This is a genomic window from Streptomyces beigongshangae (assembly GCF_019710745.1).
GTDB lineage: Bacteria > Actinomycetota > Actinomycetes > Streptomycetales > Streptomycetaceae > Streptomyces > Streptomyces beigongshangae.
In genome coordinates this window covers 146,411-164,533 of sequence record NZ_JAHKJW010000013.1, presented here as the reverse complement: position 1 = coordinate 164,533, position 18,123 = coordinate 146,411, and the positions used below count along the sequence as shown (strand labels likewise).

Genomic DNA, 18,123 nt, shown 5'->3' with positions numbered 1-18,123 from the left:
GTGGGGGCCGGGACCGAGCAGGTCAAGAGCTGATCCACGGCGCTCACGGAATGCTCACGGAGACCGGGCCCGTCGTCGCACCAGCCCCTTCATCACCCCGGCCCCGCCGTCACACCGGCCCCGCCGTCACACCGGTCTCCGCGCAGGCCGTACGCAGTCTCCGGACGCCCTCGGTGATCTCCGCGGTGCCCGCGACCGCCGCGAAGCTGAGCCGCAGATGGGCCGCCGGCGGCTCCGCGCTGAAGTAGGGGCGGCCCGGAGTGAGCGCCACGCCCGCGCGCAGGGCGGCGGCGAGGAGGGCGGACTCGTCCGTGCCGTCGGGCAGGCGCACCCAGAGCTGGTAACCACCGGACGGGACGTGGGGCAGGGCGAGTTCGGGCAGGTGCAGGCGGAGCGCGGCGGCCATCGCGTCGCGCCGGCCGCGCAGGTCGGCCGAGAGGACACGCAGATGGCGGGGCCAGGCGGGCGAGCCGACGAGTTCCAGGGCCGCCTCCTGGAGGGGACGCGGCACGAAGAAGGTGTCGACGACCTGGATCGCCCGCAGCCGCTCCAGCACGGGCCCGCGGGCGGCCAGCGCACCCACCCGGAAGCTCGGCGAGGTCGCCTTGGTCAGCGAGCACACGTGCACGACGACTCCGTCGGGGTCGTCGGCGGCCAGCGGTCGCGGCAGCGGTCCCGCGTCCTCGTGCACGAGCCGGCGGACGAAGTCGTCCTCCACGACGAACGCGCCCGCGTCCCGCGCGATCCGCAGCACCTCGCCCCGCCGTGCCGGGGCGAGCACCGCGCCGGTCGGGTTCTGGAACAGCGGCTGGCAGACGAACACCCGCGCGCCGGTGGCCCGGAAGGCGTCGGCGAGCAGTGCCGGGCGCACACCGTCCCGGTCCACGGGCACGGGTACGGGCCGCAGTCCGGCCGCGCGGGCGATGGCGAGCATGCCGGGGTAGGTGGGCGACTCGACGAGGACCGGTGCGCCGGGCGGGGCGAGCGCGCGCAGCGCGGTGGTCAGCGCGGACTGGCCGCCGGACGTGACGAGCACCTCGGCGGCGGTGACGGCGCCCCCGACGCTCCGCGCGAACCACTCGCGGAGCTCCGGCAGGCCGTCGATCGGCGGGCGCGCCCAGGCGCCGGGACGCCGGCCCGCCCGGGACAGCGCCGCCGCCATCGCCCGCTCCGGTTGCAGGGAGGGGTGCAGATAGCCGCCGTTGAACTCGACGACCCCCGGCGGCGGGACGGCCAGCGAGACGAGGACGCCCGAGGCGTCCACCGTGCGGGGGACGAGTTCGGACGCGGCGTCGGCGCTGAGCGCGACCTCCTGCCAGGAGGTGTCGCCCACGGCGGGCCCGGCGTCGCGCGGCTCGGCCCGGAACGCCCCGGCCCCCGGCCTGGTGACCACCAGCCCCTCCGCGGAGAGCCGGGCCAGCGCCCGGGACACGGTCACGGGGCTCACCCCGAACCGCTCCACGAGCGCCCGGCTCGACGGCAGCTTTCCACCGGGAGAGTAGCGGTCCAGCTCACTTCTCAGCCTGTCGGCCAGATCACCGACACTGCTACGCTCATGCATGAGAGCAGAGAGTAGCGCTATTGCGCACACATCGATAGCGGTTCCCACCCGGACGGACACTGTCGGGGCGGAGGCCGCCGGGACGGACACCGCCGGGACAAACACTGTCGGGACGGACACCGTCGGCGGGCGGGGCTCCGCCCAGCCGGGGCCCCGGGCCGGGACCCTCCTCGCCGCGCTCGGTGTCGTCGCGTTCTCCCTCACCTTCCCCGCCACCGCGTGGGGCCTGGAGGGCTTCGGCCCCTGGTCGCTCGTGGCGGTGCGCAGCGTCCTCGCCGCGGTCATCGCCGGTGCCTGCCTCCTCGCCCTGCGCGTGCCGCTCCCCCGCCGACGCCACTGGGCGGGCCTGGCCGTCGTCGCGGCCGGGGTCGTGCTCGGCTTCCCGCTGCTCACCACCCTCGCCCTGGAGACGTCGACCACCGCGCACGCCGCGGTCGTGGTCGGACTGCTCCCCCTGACGACGGCCCTGCTCTCGGCGCTGCGGACGGGCACCCGCCCCTCCCGTATGTTCTGGGCCGCGGCCCTCGCCGGCGCCGCCGTGGTCATCGCCTTCACCGTGCGGCAGAGCGGCGGCGCCCTGAGCAGCGCGGACGCCTACCTCTTCGCGGCGCTGCTGGTCTGCGCTGCGGGCTACACGGAGGGCGGCCGGCTGGCCCGGGTGATGCCGGGCTGGCAGGTCATCGGCTGGGCCCTGGTCCTGTGCCTGCCGCTCACGCTGCCCGTGGCCGCGGTCGCGCTGTCGCAGGAGCCCGTGGAGCTGACCGCGCACAGTGTGACCGGGCTGCTGTGGGTCGCCGCCGGTTCGCAGTTCCTCGGCCTGGTCGTCTGGTACCGCGGCATGGCCGCCATCGGCGTCCCGAAGGCCAGCCAGCTGCAGCTCGCCCAGCCGCTGCTGACCCTGGTGTGGTCGGTGCTGCTCCTGGGCGAGCACCTGACCCCGGCCGCCCCGCTGACGGCCGGCGCCGTGCTCGTCTGCATCGCCGTCACCCAACGGGCCCGGGGCTGACCGTTACCCGCGGATCGGCCCCAAGTCGCGCCGCCCGCCGTAGACTTACGGGCACGAATCGCCACTCCCGTACATGAACAGACGGAACGAGGCGGACGAGGAGGTCCTGCAGATGCGGGCAACCGTAGGCGACCAGCTGCTGGTGCACGGCAGGGTGGTCGGGCAGCACGACCGGGTCGCGGAAGTCATCGAGGTGCTCGGCCAGCGGGGCGGCCCTCCTTACCGGGTCCGTTTCGAGGACGGTCACGAGACCCTGATGTCGCCCGGCCCCGACTGCGTGGTCCAGCACCGCGAGGACGGCCCCCGGTAGGCAGTCGGGGGACCACGCAGACCGGCGGACGGCCCCCGTGGGTCAGCGGGCGTGGGTCAGCGGGTGGATCCCGCCGGCTGCTGGTAGTGGTCGGCGACCACCCTGGCCATGGCCCCGTTCCGGTCGGCGACCACTTCCTTGGCCGAGAAGAACACGTGCCCGCCCACCTCCGGATGGTCCTTGGCGAGGGTGAGGTGCTTCGACAGCTCCGCCGGGTCCTGCCATGCCTCGGGCTGCGCCGGGTCACCGGCCTTGTAGAGCGCCTCCCCCACGTACAGACCGGTGCCGCTGCCGCTCGCGACCGCGGCCCACCAGGGGACCAGCTTGGCGTAGTCGGCCGCGGCGAAGCCGATGTTCCAGTACAGCTGCGGGCAGATGTAGTCGATCCAGTGCTCCCGGACCCAGGTGCGCGTGTCCGCGTACAGGTCGTCGTACGTCTGCACCCCCGCCCGGGTGTCCGAGCCCAGCGGGTCGGTCGCGGCGTTGCGCCACACCCCGAAGGGGCTGATCCCGAACATCGCGGCCGGTCTGACCTGCTTGATGCGGGCGGCCGTCTCCCGCACCAGCAGATTGATGTTGTCGCGCCGCCACGCCGCCCGGTCGGGGAACTGCCCGCCGTGCTCGGCGTACGCGGCGTCGTCGTCGAACTCCTCCCCCGCGACCGGGTACGGGTAGAAGTAGTCGTCCCAGTGGACGGCGTCGACGGCGTACTTCTGGACCGCGTCGAGCATCGCGTCCTGGACGAAGGAGCGGACCTCCGGCAGGCCGGGGTTGTAGTAGAGCTTGCTGCCGTAGGGCACGATCCAGTCGGGGTGGACGCGGGCCGGGTGCGTGGCGACGAGCCGCGACGGGTCCGTGTGGTTGGCGACGCGGTACGGATTGAACCAGGCGTGCAGTTCCAGTCCGCGCGCGTGCGCCTCCTCGACGGCGGTGCCCAGCGGGTCCCAGCCGGGGTCCTTGCCCTGCGTCCCCGTCAGGTACTGCGACCACGGCTCGTGGGGCGAGGGCCACAGCGCGTCGGCCGTGGGGCGCACCTGGAAGATCACGGCGTTCAGCCGGCGCTCCACCGCCGTGTCGAGGTACGCGAGCAGTTCGGTGCGCTGCTGGTCCGCGGTCAGGCCGGGCTTCGAGGGCCAGTCGCGGTTCGCCACGGTCGCCAGCCACATCCCGCGCAGCGCGCCGGTGGCGGCCCGGCGCGGGGGAACCCCGTCCCCCCGGGGAGCACCGCCTCCCCGGGGAGGGCCGCCCCCGGCGCCGGACGTCGGAGCCGCCATCGCCGGACCCGCCGTGATGAGTCCCGACAGTCCGGCCGCCGCGGCCGCCGCGAATCCCCGTCGTGACATACGCCCCATGTCACACACCCTTCACACAGTGGGTCCGCCTCGTCACGGACCGTTTACCCCGCACAGCATGCCCGACCCGCCCCGCAGATCGGGGACGGATCCGGAGTAACGTGCGTGGCGCGGCGGGGGCGGGACCCCGGACACCCGCCGGCCCCGGGACAGCGAGAGCGAAAGGGACGATGTGACCGACATCGAGCGCGTCGGAGTGGTGGGCTGCGGCCAGATGGGAGCGGGCATCGCCGAGGTGTGCGCCCGCGCCGGCCTGGACGTGAAGGTCGCCGAGACCACCGGTGAGGCGTTGGAGATCGGCCGGGCCCGGCTCCACAACTCGCTCTCCAGGGCGGCCGAACGCGGCAAGATCTCCGAGGAGGAGCGGGACGCCACGCAGGGGCGGCTGTCCTTCACCACCGATCTCGGCGAGTTCTCCGACCGCGACCTGGTGATCGAGGCGGTCGTGGAGAACGAGCAGGTGAAGACGGAGATCTTCCAGGTGCTCGACCAGGTGGTGCTCCGGCAGGACGCGATCCTCGCCTCGAACACCTCCTCCATCCCGCTGGTGAAACTCGCCGTCGCGACCTCGCGTCCCGACCAGGTCGTCGGCATCCACTTCTTCAACCCGGCCCCGGTGCAGAAGCTCGTCGAGCTGATCCCTGCGCTCACCACGTCCGAGGGCACCCTCAGCCGGGCACAGTCCCTGGTGGAGAAGATCCTCGGCAAACACGCGATCCGCGCCCAGGACCGGTCCGGCTTCGTGGTGAACGCGCTGCTGATCCCGTACCTCCTCTCCGCGATCCGGATGTTCGAGTCCGGCATGGCGAGCCGCGAGGACATCGACAACGGCATGGAGCTCGGCTGCGCCCACCCGATGGGCCCGCTCAAGCTGTCCGACCTGATCGGACTCGACACGGTCGCGTCGGTCGCGTACTCGATGTACGAGGAGTACAAGGAACCCCTGTACGCCGCTCCGCCGCTGCTCCAGCGGATGGTCGACGCGGGACGGCTGGGCCGGAAGTCGGGGTCCGGCTTCTACACCTACGCCTGAGCCCTCCACCGTCCGTACAACGGTAGGTCTACGCGGGCCCGGCTCTCGTCGGAGAGCCGGGCCCGCTGTATTCACACACCGTGTGCGCCACGGGCTCGCATATGCCCCTCGCACACGCTCCCCACGCGTCCACCTGGGGGGTTGACTTTCCGTGCACGTGAAAGGGATGTGACGACTACAGAAGGAGCGGAGACGTGAGCGCCGACCCGGCCCATCCCGTGGTCCACGGAGAAGTCGCAGAGTTACGCCGCCGTCTCGACGTGGCGCACGCCACCGTCGAGGGCGGTATGACTCTGCTCAGTCATCGCGCCGAACAGACCGCCAAGGAACTCGACGACCTGAGTACACGGGTCATCGCGCTCGAACACACCCGCTGGCCGCTCAGAGCGGTCGCGGTCGTCACGGCAGTGGGCGCGCTCGCCGTGGCGGTCTGGCAGGCTCTGGGCCGTTAGACCCATGGACGCGGTGGGGGGATCAGGGCAAGGCGTCCTGCCCGAGCCTCAGATGGTGCAGAAGGAGTAGCGCGGCTGCCATGTTGGCGGCCGGAACCTCACCACGGGCGACCATGTCGGGAACGAGTTTGAGAGGCACCCATTCCCGGCGGTCCGACTCGAAGTCGTCCACGGGATGTCCGATGTACGCGCCCTCGTCGGCCCAGTAGATGTGGTGCCGTGCGTCGGTGAGCCCGTTCGAGGGCTCGACGCACATCAGAGGACGCAGAGGTCCCGGCCGCCAGCCGGTCTCCTCCTCCAGTTCGCGGGCCGCCGCGACGGCGATGTCCTCACCGTCCTCGACGACACCCGCGGCGAGCTCCCATCCCCAGCTGTCGGTGATGAAGCGGTGCCTCCACAGGAGGAGCACCTCGTTCGCCTCGTTCACGACAGTGGCCACGGCGACAGGCCGCAGCCGGATCAGGAAGTGATCGAGATGCCGGCCGTTCGGGAGCTCGACATCTGCGAGATTGACGCTGAACCAGCGATTTGCGTACACAATTTGTTCGTTCTTTGTCGTCCACTGCACTTTTCTGCCACCTTCCGCCGGGTAGATGGCAATATCGCAGCAGGGACGGGTGTACAGCAGGCGCGGCAGGCTGCTCGCAGCGCACTTCCGGCGCGGCGGTGGGCGCGGAGTCGTCCGCTCCGCGGGACCTGGTCGGAGACCCCCGCGAGCGGTCGGGACGGCATCGTGCAGGGTTCCCTCCGGACCCCTGTCCGGAAGGCTGCACCGGTGGAGTTCCCCCGGTGCGGTCGTCGGTTCCCGGAGCCGGTGACGGTCTAGAGCGGTACGCGCAGCGCTCCGTCGATGAGTTCGGCGGCCTCGGACGTGCCCTCGCACCCGCTCGCCACCAGGTGTTCGCGTACCGTCCGCAGTCTGTCGCGCAGCCGCTGCGACTCCATCCCCCGCGCTCGCTCCGCCATCTCGACCGCGGAGACCACCGCCCGGTCGGCGTTCCCCTGGCGCAGCTCGATGTGGCTGAGCATGGCCAGCCGGTGCACTCTGCCCCGGTCGTGCGCCGGTTCGTCCACGGCGGCCGCGGCGTGCTCCCGGGCGGCGCTCAGGTCGCCGAGGCTCAGCAGCGCCTCCGCCACCTGCACATTGACCAGGCCGGGCTGGACATAGCCGGTCTCGTCCGGCTCGTGCCCGCGCCGGATGCGGTCGGCGGCCTGCTCGGCACGCCGGATGCAGGACAGCGCGCTGCTGCCGTCACCGAGGTGGGCGTACGCCTTGGCCTGCATCGCGGAGAGGTCTGCCGCGAGCGCCGGGGTGATGTGCCGTCCCGCGGCGCGCAGTGCGGCCTCGGCGAAGGCCACGGCCTGCCGGTGCTCCCGCATGAACAGCGCCTGGTTGACGAGGAGCGCGATCACGTAGGCGCCGAGTCCCCTGTCCCCGCTGGCCTTCGCGAGCCTGAGCGCCTGGTGGAAGTAGCGCTGGGCGAGCCCGTGCGCGTCGGAGTCGTACGCGCAGATGCCGGCGATCGCCACCAGACCGCCGGTGGCGCGGTGGAGCTGACGGCCGGTGGCGTCGGTGTAGCTGCCCCGCAGGAGCGGCGCCGTCTCGGAGTTGAGGAACCCGACGATGCGGGTACGGGTCGCGACGCCGCCGGCCTTGCGGTACAGCTGCTCGTAGTGGGCGCGGGCGGCGCGCAGCATCTCGATGTCGGACATGCGTACGCGCTGCCGGCCGCCGCGTGAGACGTCCACGTCCTCCGGCGGGTTCTCCCACTCCCACACCGGCATCACGGCGGGCGTGCCCGTGACCGCGGGGGCGCCGAGGATGTGCGGGCGCTGCTGTTCGTCGGAGCGCCACAGGGCGGTGGCCCGCTCGACGAAGCCGGAGAGCGTCGTGCCGTGCGGGGCGGCCGGCTCGCCGGGTACACCGAGGCCGATGTCGTCGAGCGTGACGGGCCGCTGGAGCCGGGCGGCGAGGACCTCGCAGATCAGGTCGGGCACCTGGCCACGGGGCCGCTGCCCCTTCAGCCACCGTGCGACCGCGGTGTGTTCGTAACGGAGCGCCAGACCGCGCGCCCGCCCTGCCTGGTTCACATGGGCGGCGAGTCCCGCGTGGGAGATCCCGGCCTCGTCGAGGACCGCGTCGAGCAGAGTGTTGGGCTGCATGGATGTCATCCCGTGCCTCGGTGCAGACGGTGCCTTTCAACTTAGTCCCTCCCCCTTCACACGGGGTGTGAACGGAGTGCCCGGATCCAGCAGGTGCGCGCGCTGTCGCTGTGAGTGGTGGGTCGATTGACTGAAATGCCTCGCAAGAGGCCGGCCGGGCCGCCGACTCCCCCTCGTACAGCGGCGGCCCGGAACAACGCCGTCCGCCCGGCCGCCTGCCCGACACTCCGTGGCCGGACGGACGGCGCCGGCCGGCTCCGCCGGGGCCGGCCGGGTAACTGCCGTTCCGTTGCCGGGTGCGGGTCCGTTTCGGCCGGTCGCGCAGTTCCCCGCGCCCCTCAGAGGGTGCTGTGGTGGGTCATGTGTTCGAGCTGCGGTGGTGCCGGGGGTTCGTCCCGGTCGTTCCGCAGGACCAGGAGGGCCACGTCGTCGGTGGGCGGGCCGCCCGTGTGGTCCAGGAGCCGGGTGAAGACCGTGCCGAGCACGGTCTGCGGGCAGGCCGGCCGGGTGCCGGTGGCCTCGGCCAGCGTGGCGGCCAGCGGAAAGAACCGGCCGGCACCGTCGCGGGCGTCCTCGACACCGTCCGTGTACAGGAACAGCGCGTCGCCGGGCAGCAGCAGCCCGCAGGGAACCGCGGCCAGTTCGCCCGGAAGGGGGAAGGGCCCCAGCGGCGGCATCGGGTCACCGGACCCCAGGGGCTCCACCCGCCCCCGTGCGCCGGGGCGTGCACCGGGTCGCGCACCGGCCCGGTGCTCGTCGGCGCGTAGCAGATACGGCCAGGGGTGACCGCAGTTCAGGGCGCGCATCCCGCCGTCGCGGCCGATCTCCAGGAGCAGCACGGTGACGAACTCCTCGGCGACCGTGCCGTCCGGGTCCGGCCCCGACGAGGGGTGCCCGGCCTTCGCGCGCTCCCCGAGGTGGCGGTCCAGGGCGCGCTCCATCTTCCGCAGCACGCCGGTGAGTTCGGCCTCGTCGTGGACGGCCTCGCGGAAGCTGCCCAGGACGGCGGCGACGGTCCCGATGGCGGCCAGCCCGTGCCCGCGGACGTCGCCCATCACGATCCGCACGCCGTGCTCGGTGCCGATCACCTCGTACAGGTCGCCCCCGACACTGGCCCCGCGGTCCGCGGACAACTGGGCGGCCGCCAGGCCCAGTCCGTCGATGCGCGGCGGCAGCGGACGCAGCAGGACGCCCTGCGCGGCTCCCGCGACCCGGCGGATCTGCTGCAGTTCCCGCAGCAGCCCCCGTCTGACGTGCAGCACCAGTCCCGTGCCGACGGCGAAGAAGACGGCGCAGGTGGTGATCCGCGCGCCCAGCCCGTTCTGCCGGGCGAGCGGGCAGGCCAGTTTGTACGTGACCGCCGCGGCGCCCCAGGCGGTGGGCAGCCCCATGACGCACAAGTGCCGCAGCCGCTGCCCGCACCGGTCGGGGCGACGGACCTCGGCGTGGCCGGACCTGCGGGCCGGAGCGTGGTGCAGCAACCAGGTGGCGGCTCTTCGCCAGGGTGCCCGGCGGTTCGCCCGGGGCCCGGTCCGGCGGGGTACCCCAGCTTTGGTACGGATCATGCCGACGGCCCCCCTAGGCCCTTCTCAGCGCAGGCACCGGCCTGTTCGGCCGGATCGATTCTGTCGACCGCCTGCCCCGATCGGGCCACATCCTCCCCACTTGTCACCCAAATGAGTGAGGTACCTCGGCGCGGCCCCGTCACCACCGACGGAGCCGCGCCTGAGAGGCCGTTCCCGCTGTCCCCGCTGCTCCCGCTACCCCCGCAGAGCGGCCCCGGTCCGCTCTCCCGCGAGGGCGACCGCGGCGTCCCGCGCGGCGGACGCCTCGTCCACGGTCAGCGTCCGGTCCCCGGCCCGGAACCGCAACGCGTAGGCGAGCGACTTGTGTCCCTCGCCGAGCTGCTCGCCCTCGTACGCGTCGAACAGCCGGATCGACTCCAGCAGTTCACCCGCCCCCTCGCGCAGCGCGGCCTCCACGTCGGCGGCCGGGACGTCCCGGGCGACGACGAGCGCCACGTCCTGCGTGGCGACCGGGAACGTGGAGATGCGCGGCGCGGTGAGCGCCCCGGTGCCCGCCCGCTCCAGCAGGTCGAGCTCGATCTCCATGGCGCAGCTGCGCTCCGGCAGGTGCAGTGCCTTGACGACCCGCGGGTGCAGCTCACCGGCGTGGCCGACGAGCGTCTCCGCGCCGTCCACCGTGACGTACAGCGCGGCGCAGCGGCCCGGGTGCCAGGGGGCGTGCCGGTCACCGCGCACGGTCAGTTCCACCCCGGCCTCGCGGGCGACGGTACGGGCGGCCTCGACGGCGTCCGCCCAGTCCGCCGGACGTCCCTTCCCCCACCAGCCGGTCTGCTCGCGGGCGCCCGCGAGGACGACGGCGGCGCGGCGCGGCTGGTGCGGCAGCGCGGCGTCGATCCCGGCGAGCTCCTCGTCGGTGGGCCGGCGGTCGACGGGCAGGCGGCCGGCCCTCCCCTCCTCGCCGGTCGGCCGGAAGACCAGGCCGGTCTCGAAGAGCGCCAGGTCGTGCGAGCCCCGGCCGTCGTTGCGCCGCAGTGCGCCGAGCAGCCCCGGCAGCAGCGTCGTACGCATCGCGGGCTCTTCGTCGGAGAGCGGGTTGACCAGCTTCACCAGGGTACGGCGCGGGTCGTCCGCCTCCAGGCCGAGCTGGTCGAGCACCTCGGTGCCGATGAACGGGTAGTTCAGCGCCTCCACGTACCCGGCGCCGGCCAGCGCGCGGCCGACCCGGCGGTGCAGCCGCTGCCGGTCGGTCAGACCCGGGCCCGCGGGGGGCCGGGGCAGCGTCGAGGGCAGGTTCTCGTAGCCCTCCAGCCGGATGACCTCTTCGGCCAGGTCGTTCGGGTCGGTGAGGTCGGGCCGCCAGGACGGCACGGTGACGATCAGCTCGTCCTGGCCGTAGACGTCACAGCCGACCTCCTGCAGACGGCGTACGACGGTCTCGCGGCCGTAGGCGACGCCCGCGACCCTGTCCGGGTGGTCCGCCGGGATGGTGACGGTGTGCGGCGCGGACGGCGCGGCGATCTGCGTGACCCCGGCGTCGGCGGTACCGCCCGCGAGGAGGACCAGCAGGTCGACCGTGCGCTGGGCGGCGGCCGCCGCGGCCTCCGGGTCGACGCCCCGCTCGAAGCGCCTGGACGCCTCGGAGGCCAGCTTGTGGCGGCGGGCCGTGCGCGCGACGGAGACCGGGTCGAAGTGCGCGGCCTCGACGACGACCTCGGTGGTGGTGCCCTCGGCGTCGTCGATCTCGGTGTCGGCACCGCCCATGACACCGGCCAGGCCGATGGGCCCGCGGTCGTCGGTGATCACCAGGTCCTCGGCGTCCAGCGTGCGCTTGGCGCCGTCGAGGGTGGTGAGCTTCTCGCCCGGCTCGGCCCGGCGCACACCGATCGTGCCCTGGATCCGGGAGCGGTCGTACGCGTGCAGGGGCTGCCCGAGCTCCAGCATCACGTAGTTGGTGACGTCGACGGCCAGCGAGATCGGGCGCATGCCGGCCTTCTGGAGGCGGCGCTGCAGCCAGATCGGGGAGCGGGCCTCGGGCGACAGACCGGTGACGGTGCGCGCGGTGAAGCGGTCGCAGCCCAGCGGGTCGGCGATCCGCACCGGGTGCCCGAACGCGTTCGGGCCCGGCACGTCGAGCAGCGCCGGGTCGCGCAGCGGCAGCCCGTAGGCGGTGGCGGTCTCGCGGGCGACGCCGCGCATCGACAGGGCGTAGCCGCGGTCGGGCGTGACGGCGATGTCGAGGACCTCGTCGACGAGTTCGAGCAGCTCGATCGCGTCCGTGCCCGCCTCGTGCTCGGGCGGCAGGACGATGATGCCCCCGGAGCCGTCGTCGCCCATGCCCAGCTCGTCGCCGGAGCAGATCATGCCGTGCGAGGTCCTGCCGTACGTCTTGCGCGCGGCGATCGCGAAGTCGCCGGGCAGCACGGCGCCGGGCAGCACCACGACGACCTTGTCGCCGACGGCGAAGTTGCGGGCGCCGCAGACGATCTCCTGCGGCTCGCCGGTGCCGTTGGCGGTGCCGACGTCGACGGTGCAGAAGCGGATGGGCTTCTTGAAGCCCTCCAGCTCCTCGATGGTCAGCACCTGACCGACGACGAGCGGCCCCTTGAGGTCGGCGCCGAGCTGCTCGACCCGCTCGACCTCCAGGCCGGCGGAGACGAGCCGGGCCTGCACGTCGCGGCCGGTCTCGGTGGCGGGGAGGTCGACGTACTCCCGCAGCCAGGAAAGCGGGACCCGCATCAGATCTCCATCCCGAACGGCCGGGTGAACCGGACGTCACCCTCGACCATGTCTCGCATGTCTTCGACGTTGTGGCGGAACATCAGCATCCGCTCGATGCCGAACCCGAAGGCGAATCCGCTGTACTTCTCCGGGTCCACCCCGCAGGCGGTGAGCACCCGCGGGTTGACCATGCCGCAGCCGCCCAGCTCGATCCAGCCCTCGCTGGAGCAGGTGCGGCAGGGGCGGTCGGGTCGGCCGACGGACTCGCCCCTGCACACGTAGCAGAGCATGTCCATCTCGGCGGACGGCTCGGTGAACGGGAAGAAGTTCGGGCGCAGCCGGGTCTTCATGCCGGCGCCGAAGAGCGAGCGGACCATGTGGTCCAGCGTGCCCTTCAGGTCGGCCATGGTGAGGCCCTCGTCGACGGCGAGCAGCTCGATCTGGTGGAAGACCGGGGTGTGCGTGGCGTCCAGCTCGTCCGTGCGGTACACGCGGCCGGGACACACGACGTAGACGGGCGGCCGCCGGTCGAGGAGCGCGCGGGCCTGCACGGGCGAGGTGTGGGTCCGCAGCACGACACCGGACTCGCCGTCCGCGCTTTCGGCGCCTCCGGCGCCCCTGCCGTCTTCGGCGGGCCGCACGAAGAAGGTGTCCTGCATCTGCCGGGCCGGGTGGTCCGGGCCGAAGTTCAGGGCGTCGAAGTTGAACCACTCCGCCTCGACCTCGGGGCCCTCGGCGATCTCGTACCCCATGGACACGAAGACGTCCGCGACCCGCTCCATCATGGTGGTCAGCGGGTGCCGGGCGCCGGCCGGCACGCGGTCGTACGGCAGGGTGACGTCCACGGCCTCCTCGACCAGCACGCGGGCGTCCCGCTCGGCCTCCAGCTCGGCCTGGCGGCCGGCGAGGGCCTTGCCGACCGCGGCGCGGGCCTGGCCGACGAGCTTGCCGGCGGCGGCCTTGGCGTGCGGGGGCAGGGCGCCGATCTCGCGGTTGGCGAGGGCCAGCGGCGAGGCGCCCCCGGTGTGGGCGACCTTGGCCTCCTGGAGCGCGTCGAGGTCACCGGCGGCGGCGAAGGCGGCGAGCGCCTCGTCCCGCAGGCGCTCGATCTCTTCCGGTTTCAGTGCCTCGACCTCAACAGGGTCGTACGACTTGTTCGGTGCCGACATCTCTTCCCGTGCTTCCGATTGGTTGGCCGACGGTCCCCGTCGCGACGTGCGGGACGTCCAGTCCGTGAGAAGGGGACGCCCGGTCCCCGAGAGGGGGACGCAAAGGTGCCAAAGACCGATTCTAACGAAGGTGGGGTGTGCGCATGCGCCCGTGGGGCCGCCACGGCGTCACAGCAGATACGCCGGGGTGCCCACGGGCAGCGTAAACCGGAACCGCGCGCCGCCCTCGGGGGCGCGGCCGACCGTGATGGTGCCGCCGTGGGCTTCGACGATGCCCTTGACGATGTAGAGCCCGAGACCGGTGCCGCCGCGCTTGCTGCCCCGCCAGAAGCGGGTGAAGACGCGGTTCATGGACTCCTCCGGGATGCCGGGGCCCTCGTCGCTCACCGTGACCGACGTGCAGGCGCCCTCCCCCTCGCGGGGGGACGGCGCGGGCCCTACGTCGATGGTGACGGTTCCCTCGCCGTGCCGCACCGCATTTTCCAGCAGGTTGCTGAGGACCTGGTCGACCTTGTCGGGGTCGGCCCACAGGTCGGGCAGCGGCTGCCCGATGCGCAGCAGGAACCGGTCGGCGGACTGGCCGGCGGCGACGTACGCCTGGATGTGGCGGCCGACGGCGGCGCCTATGTCGACGGGCTGCCGGCGCACCTCCAGGCGTCCGGAGTCGATGCGCGAGATGTCGAGGAGCTCGGCGATCAGACGGGTGACGCGGTCGGCGTCGGCGTCGACCGTCTCCAGCATCAGCTTCTTCTGGTCGTCGGTGAACCGCTCCCACTTGGCGAGCAGCGTGGCCGTGAAGCCCTTGACGGAGGTGAGCGGCGAGCGCAGTTCGTGGGCGACCGTGGCGATCAGCTCCGCGTGGCTGCGCTCGGTGCGGCGGCGGGCCTCGGTGTCGCGGAGCGAGACGACCACGCGGCGCACCGGTCCGGCGGGCCGCTGCCGCACGTACCGCGCCGACACCAGGACCTCGCGGCCCCCGGGCAGCAGCAGATTGCGCTCGGGCTGTCCGTTGCGGATCGCGAGGCCGCCGTACGGGTCGGTCAGCTGCCACCAGCGGCGGCCTTCGAGGTCCTCCAGCGGCAGGGCCCGGTCGAGGGGGCGGCCGAGGGCGTCGGCCGCGGGGGTGGCGGTGATCCGGACGGCGGCGGCGTTGAAGCAGACGACCCGGCCGCGCTCGTCGGCGATCACGAGGCCGTCGGGCAGGTCGTCGGGGGCGACGCCCGGTCCGCCGGGGTCCGCGGGGTCGGCGGGTCCGGGCACGGGAGCGCTCCCGACGCCGGGTGCCCGCAGCGCGCCCGTCGCACCGCTCGTGCCGACACTCATCCCCGTACCCCACCTCTCGTCCGGCATCCGGGGCGACCTCCCTGCTCCAGCGCAGCCGAGAGCGTGGGGCGGGTCCCCGGGCCCGTCACCCTACTAGCCGGGAGTGACGGAACGGACTCCCTCAGGAACGGGCACGGCGGGCACGCTGCGCGCGAGCCGACGCGTAGAGACATACGGCGGCGGCCGTCGCGAGGTTCAGACTCTCGGCCCTGCCGTGGATCGGCACCCGCACGACGGCGTCCGCCAGTGCGCGGGTCTCCGCCGGGAGCCCCCACGCCTCGTTGCCGAACACCCAGGCGGTCGGCCCGCCCATGGTGCCCTTGTCCAGCTCGTCGTCCAGGTCGTCCTCGCCCGCGCCGTCGGCGGCCAGGATGCGCACACCGGCGTCCCTGAGCCCCTGCACCGCCTGTTCCACGGGCACGCCGACCGCGACGGGCAGATGGAACAGCGAACCGACCGACGCCCGTACGGACTTGGGGTTGTACAGGTCGACGGAGGCGTCGGTGAGGACGACGGCGTCGGCACCGGCGGCGTCGGCGCACCGCAGGACGGTGCCCGCGTTGCCGGGGTCGCGCACATGTGCCAGTACGGCGACCAGCCGGGGGCGCGCCCCGACGATCTCCTCGAACGGGGTGTCCAGGAAACGGCAGATCCCGACGAGCCCCTGCGGGGTGACGGTGGTCGAGATGTCCGCGATCACGTCGTCGGCGGCGAGGTGCACACGGGCTCCGGCGCCGCGGGCCTCCCCCACGATGTCGGCGTACCGCTCCGCGGCGTCGACGGTGGCGAACAGCTCGACGAGGGCGGGCCCGGCGCCGATCCGGTGCGCGGCGGCCTCCCGTACGGCCTGCGGTCCCTCGGCGAGGAACAGCCGCTCCTTGCCCCGGAAGCTCCGCCGGGCCAGCCGCCGGGCGGCGGAGACGCGCGGCGAGCGCGGGGAGATCAGCTCGGGGCCGCTGGGCATGGGGTCACCTTCGGTTCACGGGCGGGCGGGCCGCTCGACGCGCGGCGGCAAAGCGGCGGGAAGACAAGCGGCGGCAAGGCGGCGGCAAGGCGAAGCGGAAAGACAAGCGGCGGCAAGGCGAAGCGGAAAGACAAGCGGCGGCAAGGCGAAGCGGAAAGACAAATGTGGGCCCGCAGCCGTAAGGCGAACGAGCCCACACACAGGAGCCGGCCAGGGGCCGGCGCCGACGTCACGCAGCCTTGGGCGCGTTGACGTCCGACGGCAGGGCCTTCTGCGCGACCTCGACGAGCGCGGCGAACGCGTTGGCGTCGTTGACGGCCAGCTCCGCGAGGATCTTGCGGTCCACCTCGATGTTGGCGGCCTTCAGACCCTGGATGAGGCGGTTGTACGTCATGCCGTTCTGGCGGGCCGCAGCGTTGATGCGCTGGATCCACAGCTGCCGGAAGTCGCCCTTGCGCTTCTTGCGGTCGTTGTAGTTGTAGACCAGCGAGTGGGTGACCTGCTCCTTGGCCTTGCGGTACAGGCGCGAACGCTGACCGCGGTAGCCGGAGGCCGCCTCGAGGATCGCCCGGCGCTTCTTGTGGGCGTTGACTGCCCGCTTGACGCGTGCCACTTTTTAACTCCTTGTAGCGGGACCGTGGAGGTCGTCACACGATCCGAAATCGATGGGGTCCCGGTCCTGACGCACGGCGCCGAGGCGCCGGGACGTCACTTGCCGAGAAGCTTCTTGATCTTCTTGGCGTCGCCCGGGGCCATCTCGGCGTTGCCGGTGAGGCGGCGCGTCAGGCGCGACGACTTGTGCTCGAGCAGGTGGCGCTTGCCGGCGCGCTCGCGGAGCACCTTGCCGGAGCCGGTGATCTTGAAGCGCTTGCTGGCACCGCTGTGCGACTTGTTCTTCGGCATAGCGCCGTTCTCTCCTCGTCGGTGGCGCTCCTGTGCCCGGTCGTCGGACCGGGCACGACGGAACGTCATGTGTGTCGGTTGACGTCCCCGGACTCGCGTCCGGAGACCCCCTGGACCCGTGCTCCGGGCTCAGGCCTCGGCAGAGGCCTTGTCCGGAGCCTCGGCGGTCTCCACCTCGGTGTCGGCGGCTTCCGCGTCGGGAATGTCGTCGTCCGCGTGGTTCTGCGACTTGCCCGGGTTGGCCTTGGCTTCGGCCTTGCGGGCGGCCTGGGCCTCACGGGCCTCGGCCATCGCCTCGGTCTTCTTCTTGTGCGGGCCGAGAACCATGATCATGTTTCGGCCGTCCTGCTTCGGGTTGGACTCGACGAAGCCGAGGTCCTCGACGTCCGAAGCAAGCCGCTGCAGCAGCCGGTAGCCGAGCTCCGGCCGGGACTGCTCGCGACCACGGAACATGATCGTGATCTTGACCTTGTCGCCCTGCTTGAGGAACCGGACGACGTGACCCTTCTTGGTGTCATAGTCGTGCGGGTCGATCTTCGGCCGGAGCTTCATCTCCTTGATGACCGTGTGCGCCTGGTTCTTGCGCGCCTCACGGGCCTTCATGGCCGACTCGTACTTGAACTTCCCGTAGTCCATGAGCTTGCAGACCGGCGGGCGCGCGGTTGCGGCCACCTCGACCAGGTCGAGGTCGTACTCCTGTGCAAGCTCCAGGGCTTTGGCAAGCGGGACAATCCCGACCTGCTCGCCGCTGGGACCGACAAGTCGCACCTCGGGAACGCGAATCCGGTCGTTGATGCGGGGCTCGGCGCTGATGGATCCTCCTCGGATAGCACCACACGGCTGTCTGGCAGACAGCTCGCGTACGTCTTTTCACCGGACCAACCACCGTGGCACATGAAAAATGCCCCGGACGGGACGCAGGCGGTGGCTCCAAGGGTGACCGGAGCACCGCCGCGGTCAACCGCGGGGCGCATATCCAGCGACTCCATCGTCCGTACGGAACGATGGTGGCCGCCTGACCGGGTGACCCGCCGTCCCGGAGGGCGGTCGGGTGGGAGATCGGAGCCTCCACTTGCGGGCCGGGCACAGGAGTGTCCGGCCGGTCGTTACACAAGGTTAGCACCTCCCCCGTGGTGGTGCTAACCGGTGTGCGCGCACCGCTCTCCCCCTGCGCCCCCTGCCTCTCCCGCGGGCGGGGGCCGCCGGGCCGGGGCCTATCGTGTGGGGCATGAGTGACACCCCTCCCGAATCCCCTGGTTCCCCCGGTTCTCCCGGTTCTCCCGGTTCTCCCGGTTCTCCCGGTTCTCCCGGTTTCGACGACATGACCCGCGACATCGCCGAGGTCCCCGCGGTCGAGGTCCTGGTCACGGTCGCCGTCAACCTGATGAGCGCCGCCGCCGTGAAGCTCGGTCTGACTGAGGAGGGCGACAAGTACAAGGACCTCGACGAGGCGCGCAAGCTGGTCCACGCGCTGGCCGGGCTGCTCGACGCGAGCGCGACCGAGATCAGCTCCTTCCACGCGGCGCCGCTGCGCGACGGCCTGAAGTCGCTCCAGCTGGCCTTCCGCGAGGCGTCCCTCGTCCCGGACGAGCCGGGCCAGGGCCCCGGCGAGAAGTACACGGGCCCGGTCTTCGGCTGAGCCC

16 protein-coding genes and 1 pseudogene are annotated in these 18,123 nt (G+C 72.6%); 5 read left to right on the top strand and 12 right to left on the bottom strand.

Annotation, left to right across the window (positions count from 1 at the left end; translation table 11 throughout):
• Positions 1–109: 109 nt before the first annotated feature.
• Positions 110–1,681, bottom strand: coding sequence for an aminotransferase-like domain-containing protein (locus tag KM933_RS13030; protein ID WP_430727305.1), 1,572 nt, complete (start codon positions 1,679–1,681; stop codon positions 110–112).
• On the opposite strand from KM933_RS13030, the gene KM933_RS13025 reads away from it, so the two are divergent.
• Positions 1,581–2,567, top strand: coding sequence for a DMT family transporter (locus tag KM933_RS13025; RefSeq protein ID WP_430727307.1), 987 nt, complete (start codon positions 1,581–1,583; stop codon positions 2,565–2,567). The genes KM933_RS13030 and KM933_RS13025 overlap by 101 nt on opposite strands.
• A gap of 112 nt (positions 2,568–2,679) precedes the next feature.
• A complete protein-coding gene (locus tag KM933_RS13020) occupies positions 2,680–2,877 on the top strand; it encodes a DUF1918 domain-containing protein (RefSeq protein WP_221351574.1) in 198 nt (65 codons plus the stop codon).
• Between the two features lie 56 nt (positions 2,878–2,933).
• Here KM933_RS13020 and KM933_RS13015 read toward each other — a convergent pair whose 3' ends face one another.
• Positions 2,934–4,229 (bottom strand): glycoside hydrolase family 10-like protein, encoded by a 1,296-nt coding sequence (locus tag KM933_RS13015; RefSeq protein ID WP_221351497.1) that lies wholly within the window; start codon positions 4,227–4,229, stop codon positions 2,934–2,936.
• Positions 4,230–4,401: 172 nt separating this feature from the next.
• Here KM933_RS13015 and KM933_RS13010 point away from each other — a divergent pair, with 172 nt between their 5' ends.
• Together KM933_RS13010 and KM933_RS13005 are read left to right on the top strand one after the other, a co-directional pair.
• Entirely contained in the window at positions 4,402–5,262 is an 861-nt protein-coding gene (locus KM933_RS13010) for a 3-hydroxybutyryl-CoA dehydrogenase (RefSeq protein WP_221351496.1), read from the top strand.
• Positions 5,263–5,456: 194 nt separating this feature from the next.
• Positions 5,457–5,714: a hypothetical protein gene (locus KM933_RS13005; protein WP_221351494.1), complete on the top strand. Its 258-nt coding sequence runs from the start codon at positions 5,457–5,459 to the stop codon at positions 5,712–5,714.
• A gap of 22 nt (positions 5,715–5,736) precedes the next feature.
• Here KM933_RS13005 and KM933_RS13000 read toward each other — a convergent pair whose 3' ends face one another.
• From KM933_RS13000 to infC, 10 genes and pseudogenes are all read right to left on the bottom strand, one after another.
• Positions 5,737–6,282: an NUDIX hydrolase gene (locus KM933_RS13000; RefSeq protein WP_221351492.1), complete on the bottom strand. Its 546-nt coding sequence runs from the start codon at positions 6,280–6,282 to the stop codon at positions 5,737–5,739.
• A gap of 254 nt (positions 6,283–6,536) precedes the next feature.
• Entirely contained in the window at positions 6,537–7,877 is a 1,341-nt protein-coding gene (locus KM933_RS12995; protein ID WP_221351490.1) for an NsdA family TPR-like regulatory protein, read from the bottom strand.
• A gap of 338 nt (positions 7,878–8,215) precedes the next feature.
• Entirely contained in the window at positions 8,216–9,268 is a 1,053-nt protein-coding gene (locus KM933_RS12990) for a PP2C family protein-serine/threonine phosphatase (RefSeq protein ID WP_260333478.1), read from the bottom strand.
• A gap of 369 nt (positions 9,269–9,637) precedes the next feature.
• Positions 9,638–12,139 carry a phenylalanine--tRNA ligase subunit beta gene (pheT, locus tag KM933_RS12985; protein ID WP_221351486.1) on the bottom strand — a complete coding sequence of 834 codons (2,502 nt, stop codon included), beginning with the start codon at positions 12,137–12,139 and terminating at the stop codon, positions 9,638–9,640.
• Positions 12,139–13,290, bottom strand: coding sequence for a phenylalanine--tRNA ligase subunit alpha (pheS, locus tag KM933_RS12980; RefSeq protein ID WP_221351484.1), 1,152 nt, complete (start codon positions 13,288–13,290; stop codon positions 12,139–12,141). Before pheS ends, pheT begins: the two co-directional genes overlap by 1 nt.
• Positions 13,291–13,458: 168 nt before the next feature.
• Positions 13,459–14,613: a sensor histidine kinase gene (locus tag KM933_RS12975; RefSeq protein ID WP_221351482.1), complete on the bottom strand. Its 1,155-nt coding sequence runs from the start codon at positions 14,611–14,613 to the stop codon at positions 13,459–13,461.
• Positions 14,614–14,734: 121 nt separating this feature from the next.
• A complete protein-coding gene (locus KM933_RS12970) occupies positions 14,735–15,577 on the bottom strand; it encodes a TrmH family RNA methyltransferase (RefSeq protein WP_221351479.1) in 843 nt (280 codons plus the stop codon).
• A gap of 229 nt (positions 15,578–15,806) precedes the next feature.
• The gene (rplT, locus tag KM933_RS12965) at positions 15,807–16,190 is read right to left on the bottom strand and encodes a 50S ribosomal protein L20 (RefSeq protein ID WP_003970214.1); all 384 of its coding nucleotides are present in this window, start codon (positions 16,188–16,190) and stop codon (positions 15,807–15,809) included.
• A gap of 95 nt (positions 16,191–16,285) precedes the next feature.
• Positions 16,286–16,480 carry a 50S ribosomal protein L35 gene (rpmI, locus tag KM933_RS12960; protein WP_003947156.1) on the bottom strand — a complete coding sequence of 65 codons (195 nt, stop codon included), beginning with the start codon at positions 16,478–16,480 and terminating at the stop codon, positions 16,286–16,288.
• Positions 16,481–16,609: 129 nt separating this feature from the next.
• A pseudogene (infC, locus tag KM933_RS12955) lies at positions 16,610–17,318 on the bottom strand (translation initiation factor IF-3).
• Between the two features lie 390 nt (positions 17,319–17,708).
• Between infC and KM933_RS12950 the strand changes: the two are divergent.
• On the top strand, positions 17,709–18,119 hold the full coding sequence (locus KM933_RS12950; protein WP_430727303.1) for a DUF1844 domain-containing protein: 411 nt from the start codon (positions 17,709–17,711) through the stop codon (positions 18,117–18,119).
• The last annotated feature ends 4 nt before the right edge of the window (positions 18,120–18,123 follow it).

Excerpts from the sequence above, each read along its gene's own strand:
- pheS (WP_221351484.1), bottom strand. The coding sequence starts at position 13,290 with ATGTCGGCACCGAACAAGTCGTACGACCCTGTTGAGGTCGAGGCACTG.
- KM933_RS12970 (WP_221351479.1), bottom strand. The coding sequence starts at position 15,577 with ATGCCCAGCGGCCCCGAGCTGATCTCCCCGCGCTCGCCGCGCGTCTCC.
- KM933_RS12975 (WP_221351482.1), bottom strand. The coding sequence starts at position 14,613 with ATGAGTGTCGGCACGAGCGGTGCGACGGGCGCGCTGCGGGCACCCGGC.
- rpmI (WP_003947156.1), bottom strand. The coding sequence starts at position 16,480 with ATGCCGAAGAACAAGTCGCACAGCGGTGCCAGCAAGCGCTTCAAGATC.
- KM933_RS12950 (WP_430727303.1), top strand. The coding sequence starts at position 17,709 with ATGAGTGACACCCCTCCCGAATCCCCTGGTTCCCCCGGTTCTCCCGGT.
- pheT (WP_221351486.1), bottom strand. The coding sequence starts at position 12,139 with ATGCGGGTCCCGCTTTCCTGGCTGCGGGAGTACGTCGACCTCCCCGCC.
- KM933_RS12990 (WP_260333478.1), bottom strand. The coding sequence starts at position 9,268 with ATGGGGCTGCCCACCGCCTGGGGCGCCGCGGCGGTCACGTACAAACTG.
- KM933_RS13015 (WP_221351497.1), bottom strand. The coding sequence starts at position 4,229 with ATGGGGCGTATGTCACGACGGGGATTCGCGGCGGCCGCGGCGGCCGGA.
- KM933_RS13020 (WP_221351574.1), top strand. The coding sequence starts at position 2,680 with ATGCGGGCAACCGTAGGCGACCAGCTGCTGGTGCACGGCAGGGTGGTC.
- KM933_RS12995 (WP_221351490.1), bottom strand. The coding sequence starts at position 7,877 with ATGCAGCCCAACACTCTGCTCGACGCGGTCCTCGACGAGGCCGGGATC.